This is a genomic window from Empedobacter sp. UBA2044 (genome assembly GCF_002333005.1).
Lineage (GTDB): Bacteria > Bacteroidota > Bacteroidia > Flavobacteriales > Weeksellaceae > Empedobacter > Empedobacter falsenii_B.
This window is the reverse complement of record NZ_DDBA01000026.1, coordinates 1-4831: the sequence shown is the minus strand read 5'-3', so window position 1 is coordinate 4831 and position 4831 is coordinate 1. Positions and strand designations below refer to the sequence as shown.

7 protein-coding genes are annotated in these 4831 nt (G+C 29.9%); 4 read left to right on the top strand and 3 right to left on the bottom strand.

What is annotated here, in order from left to right; translation table 11 throughout:
* Positions 1-38: 38 nt before the first annotated feature.
* From B4E59_RS04085 to B4E59_RS04075, 3 genes are all read right to left on the bottom strand, one after another.
* Entirely contained in the window at positions 39-755 is a 717-nt protein-coding gene (locus tag B4E59_RS04085) for a GLPGLI family protein (RefSeq protein ID WP_115002331.1), read from the bottom strand.
* A gap of 50 nt (positions 756-805) precedes the next feature.
* A complete protein-coding gene (locus tag B4E59_RS04080; protein ID WP_115002330.1) occupies positions 806-1564 on the bottom strand; it encodes a GLPGLI family protein in 759 nt (252 codons plus the stop codon).
* Positions 1565-1638: 74 nt separating this feature from the next.
* Entirely contained in the window at positions 1639-1857 is a 219-nt protein-coding gene (locus tag B4E59_RS04075) for a hypothetical protein (RefSeq protein ID WP_115002328.1), read from the bottom strand.
* Positions 1858-2262: 405 nt separating this feature from the next.
* Here B4E59_RS04075 and B4E59_RS04070 point away from each other — a divergent pair, with 405 nt between their 5' ends.
* The 4 genes from B4E59_RS04070 to B4E59_RS04055 are packed head-to-tail and all read left to right on the top strand — an operon-like array spanning position 2263 to position 4819.
* Positions 2263-3618, top strand: coding sequence for a hydroxymethylglutaryl-CoA reductase (locus B4E59_RS04070; RefSeq protein ID WP_221854701.1), 1356 nt, complete (start codon positions 2263-2265; stop codon positions 3616-3618).
* An 8-nt stretch (positions 3619-3626) separates the two neighbouring features.
* Positions 3627-4058: a pyrimidine dimer DNA glycosylase/endonuclease V gene (locus B4E59_RS04065; RefSeq protein WP_291051562.1), complete on the top strand. Its 432-nt coding sequence runs from the start codon at positions 3627-3629 to the stop codon at positions 4056-4058.
* Positions 4040-4537: a YkgJ family cysteine cluster protein gene (locus B4E59_RS04060; RefSeq protein ID WP_171623750.1), complete on the top strand. Its 498-nt coding sequence runs from the start codon at positions 4040-4042 to the stop codon at positions 4535-4537. The genes B4E59_RS04065 and B4E59_RS04060 overlap by 19 nt, the downstream gene beginning before the upstream one ends.
* A complete protein-coding gene (locus B4E59_RS04055) occupies positions 4538-4819 on the top strand; it encodes a hypothetical protein (protein ID WP_291051559.1) in 282 nt (93 codons plus the stop codon).
* The last annotated feature ends 12 nt before the right edge of the window (positions 4820-4831 follow it).

The window sequence follows — 4831 nt, the reverse complement described above, 5'->3', positions numbered from 1 at the left end:
ACAAAATTTTGGACAGTGTCTTTTTATATGTTTTTTAATTATTGTTTAAATAATTCATTAAATTTTCTCTCCTCCTCTTTCATCATTTCATCAAATTCTACTTGAGTTATCGATTTACCTTTTGTTGGTTTATTTATTTTTAATTTATCACTCACTTCAACTTTTGTTGCTAAATAAATTTGTTTGTTTACGGAATTTTCTTCTTTATTCGTCAAAATTAATTTTAGAATAATTCCTGGTAATCCTTCATAATTAGAAGGTCCATTTTTTATTTTAATTGTTGACGCATACCAAGCTTCAACAAATGAATTTTCAGAAACTTGTAAAGTTGCTTTTTTAACATCGAACCCTAAAATTTTATCTTTATCTTTTGCTAATATCCAATTTTTGGTTGTTATAGAATCGGTTATTAACATTTTTTTTCCGTTATAGTTCACTTCAGAAAGAGTTGATTTGTCAACTAAATTTTTATAATAAATTCCTCCTGGTCCACTTATAAAGGAAATTGAGACTCCTGATCTACCCTGAGAGTTATCAATTCTATCTATTCTTTGGAAAAGCGATTCTTTATCAGAACTTAAAAACTCAAAATACAATCTATTTTCGTTACTGTTTTTTAATCGTTCTTTGACAACAGCATCTTTTGCATTTTCAATATCAAATTCATTTCGAAATTCGTATTCTATTTGTATTTTTTCTTGACAAAATGTATTTACAAAACACAATAACATTACAAATGAAAGTATATTTTTCATATAGATTCTTATTTTTTTCTAATTTCTGTGGCTTTGGATAGTTAATTGAATCATAAATTATTTTCCCATTCAAATAATAATTCTATATCTATTCTTTCTCCTTTTGGGAATATAAAATTACTGTCTATTTTTCTTAATTTTTCTTTAACTCTTTCTGGCGTTTCAAATTTTAATTGTGGATATTCTTTGATGCTTTTTACAGCATACGTTTTATTTTCTAAAGGATTTTTTATTGTACTTACTTCTATCTTTTTCACGTCCTTTAATTGCCAAGAATATCTCCCGCTGTCTTCATTAACACTTACTATTGCGCCAGGAAGTCCATGCAATTTCCATGGTCCAACATTTACAGGAATATCTAATGTGTACCAAGCTGTATAGTTTCGCCCTCTGAAAGTAGCAGTCGCTTTTTTAAGATTATAATCATTTTCTACTTTTGTTTCATTTGATAATTCCCATTTGATAGTTGGTATTTTTTCTGTAAAATTCATCATTTCAATATCAATCTGTTCTTGAATGACCATTTCTAATTTTTTGAAATTACTATAAATTAATTCATTATCAATCACCTTTTCATCTATAACTAATGAAGTGCTGTTTTTTTCACTCTTTGCTTTTTCTTTTAGTTTTATTACCGTATATAAACTTACCTTATTAGGAACGTCATATACTAATGTTGTGTTATATGTATTTGTTCTATTCAATATTGAAACATGATTATTGAACTGATAATCAAGCTTATAGATTTGCGCATAAATAGAATTAGCAATACAAAATAAAACTATTAATAATAGTGGCTTTAATTTCATTTATTATTTATTTTATAATAGCCTGATTAATTATAATCAGGCTATATTAATGTAGTTGATATTAGTTAATTCAATTATGAATGATCTGCAATATATTGCTCTAAATACTTATCAGCTTGATAATTACAATTTAACTCTGAAGTAGCATAAACTATTGTATAAGCAAGTAATTTACCATTACCATCACGAATTGTTATTTCACAATTATTAACATCTTCAGAAGTATTATAATTTATAACTGATGATAATTCTTTAACTTCATTTGTAATTTTTGTTTCTGTTTCGTTTGCCATAGCAAAAGTTCCGATAAGTGCAAAAGCACTTGCTAATAAGATTTTTCCATTTTTTTTAGTTTAAATATTGTTGTTAATATTTCTAAATTAATATTTTTTTTAAAAAACAAAAAATTTTAAATACTTAATTTAAGAAATATTTAAAAATGAAGTTTTTTACATTAGAGTTGAAATATCTTATAACACCTTTTATGTTAAGTAAAAGGTGTTTTTTATATTTTAGAATATCAATTTTCAAGTGGATATTTTCTTCAAAAATTTATAGTACAATAACTAATTCTACATTTATTGTGTTTAACCAAATCCACTACTCTACTAAATCGTTAAAAATTAATCAAAAAACAGAAGAAGTATCTTATAACATTCAAAACGTTTGTACTTTTGTCTTATAAAAAAATATCCAATATGAAGCATCAAGCAGTAGAAGGTTTTTCGAAATTATCGAAAGAAGGAAAAATTGAATGGGTTGTCAATGAATATTTGAATGGCGATGAAAAAGCAATTCAAATCATGAAACAATATTGGAATGATGATGCAGATTTACAAAAACTGCACGACGAATTTTCAGAAAATACAGTTTCTAATTTCTATATGCCGTTTGGTTTAGCACCAAACTTTTTAATCAACGACGAATTATATGCCATTCCAATGGCTGTTGAAGAGTCGTCTGTTGTTGCTGCGGCTTCTAAAGCTGCGAAGTTTTGGCAAACACGTGGTGGTTTCAAAACAACTATTTTATCCACAACAAAATTGGGTCACGTTCATTTTATGTACGAAGGCGACAAAGAAAAGTTACAAAATGCATTTGAAACAACGATTAAAAATCAATTAATCGAAACGACAAATGATATCACCAAAAACATGCGTGCGCGTGGTGGTGGTATTTTAGCTTTGGAATTAATTGATAAAACTGCTGATTTAGAAAACTATTATCAAATAAAAGCGTCTTTCGAAACAATGGATTCGATGGGTGCAAACTTTATCAATTCTTGTTTAGAACAATTTGCCAAAACATTACGCAACGAGATAGAAGCTGATTCTACTTTTACAGATGATGAAAAAGATTCAGTTCAAATCGTGATGTGTATTTTATCGAATTATACGCCAGATTGTATTGTTCGTGCAGAGGTTTCTTGTCCTGTTGAGCAATTGGCAGAAGGAAATGTAACCTCAGAAGAGTTTGTAGAAAAGTTTTTGCGCGCTGTTCGCATTGCAGAAATAGAACCATATCGTGCAACAACACATAACAAAGGAATTATGAACGGAATTGATGCGGTTGTGATTGCAACAGGTAACGATTTCCGTGCTGTAGAAGCTTGTGCGCATACATATGCGGCGAAAGATGGGCAGTATTCTTCGTTAACACACTGTGAAGTGAAAGATGGAGTTTTTCGTTTTTGGATTGATTTACCAACTGCTCTTGGTACAATTGGTGGATTGACAGCTTTGCATCCGTTAGTAAAATTAGCAATGGGAATTCTTGGGAAACCGAATGCTAAAGAATTGATGGGATTTGTTGCTGTTGCAGGTTTAGCGCAAAACTTTGGTGCATTACGTTCTTTGGTTACAACTGGAATTCAGAAAGGTCACATGAAAATGCACTTAATGAATATCTTGAATCAGTTAGAAGCAACTGAAGAAGAAAAGAAATATTTTGTCAATTATTTTAAAGATAAAACGGTTTCTCATCACAATGTTATCGAAGAGTTTTGCAGATTACGTGGTGTAAAAAATGTAGAAGAGATCAAAAAAGAGAAGTAATCTAACAAATGCGAATTTGGTCTGTTCATCCGAAATATCTCGATGCAAAAGGAATTGTAGCACTTTGGCGCGAAACGCTTTTGGCAAAAAATGTTTTGGAAGGCAATACAAAAGGTTATAAAAATCATCCGCAATTAACTCGTTTCAAAGCAATTGAAAAACCGCTTGAAGCGATTAATCAATATTTAGCAAAAGTTTGGGACGAAGCCACAAGACGAGGATATAATTTTGACCGAAATAAAATTGATTCTGATTTTACAAAGATTAAAATTGAGGTTACAACAGGTCAAATGCAATATGAATTCAACCATTTATTAAAGAAGTTAGAACAAAGAGATCCTGAGCGATTCAAACAATTTGAAAACCTTAAAATGTTTGATTGCGCGGAGATTTTTGAAGTAAAAGAAGGAGAGATAGAAAAATGGGAGATCATTTCTTAGAAGAATATTTTGCGAAAGCAAAAGAAAAACAACGCGAACACAAAAAGTTTTTGGAGAAGTTGAAGAAGAAACCGCCTAAAAACTTGGATCAGAAAATGGAAGAAATTCACGAAGATGTTTTCAATCGTATTGATTGTCTTTCTTGCGCGAATTGTTGCAAAACAACTGGTCCACTTTTTACACAAAAAGATATTGAGCGTTTAGCGCATGTTTTTCGAATCAAACCAAGTCAATTTATTGATAAATATTTACGAATTGATGAAGATAACGACTACGTTTTGCAGCAAGTTCCTTGTCCGTTTTTGGATAGTGAAAATTATTGTTTGGTTTACGAAGATCGCCCGAAAGCTTGCCGTGAATATCCACATACAGATCGCAAAAAGTTTTATCAAATAAATCATTTAACGATAAAAAACACATTGATTTGTCCTGCGACTTACGAAGTTGTAGAACAAATGCAGAAAGAAATAAAAGTATAAATGGAAACACCTCTAAAAATAATCGCATTTATTATGTTGATATTTCCGACAATTTATCAAGGAATTGCTGGATTTAGAACCAAAGATGCTACTGTTGTAAAAAAAATTGCTTGGCGCGCCGTTTTGATGCAAATCATGGGAACGCTTTTGGCTTATTTTATCTTCATAAAAATTGGTCAAGACAAACAAGTTGCCATTTATGTTGGCTTTATGTTTTTTACGTCGCTTGCAATTTTAGTGCTGATTCAAAACATTTTGATTTACTTAAAAAATAATATGTAACGTCCTGAAAAA

Bases quoted from the DNA above. Each gene is read 5' to 3' on its own strand.
- B4E59_RS04085 (WP_115002331.1), bottom strand. From the start codon at position 755: ATGAAAAATATACTTTCATTTGTAATGTTATTGTGTTTTGTAAATACA.
- B4E59_RS04080 (WP_115002330.1), bottom strand. From the start codon at position 1,564: ATGAAATTAAAGCCACTATTATTAATAGTTTTATTTTGTATTGCTAAT.
- B4E59_RS04075 (WP_115002328.1), bottom strand. From the start codon at position 1,857: ATGGCAAACGAAACAGAAACAAAAATTACAAATGAAGTTAAAGAATTA.
- B4E59_RS04070 (WP_221854701.1), top strand. From the start codon at position 2,263: ATGAAGCATCAAGCAGTAGAAGGTTTTTCGAAATTATCGAAAGAAGGA.
- B4E59_RS04065 (WP_291051562.1), top strand. From the start codon at position 3,627: ATGCGAATTTGGTCTGTTCATCCGAAATATCTCGATGCAAAAGGAATT.
- B4E59_RS04060 (WP_171623750.1), top strand. From the start codon at position 4,040: ATGGGAGATCATTTCTTAGAAGAATATTTTGCGAAAGCAAAAGAAAAA.
- B4E59_RS04055 (WP_291051559.1), top strand. From the start codon at position 4,538: ATGGAAACACCTCTAAAAATAATCGCATTTATTATGTTGATATTTCCG.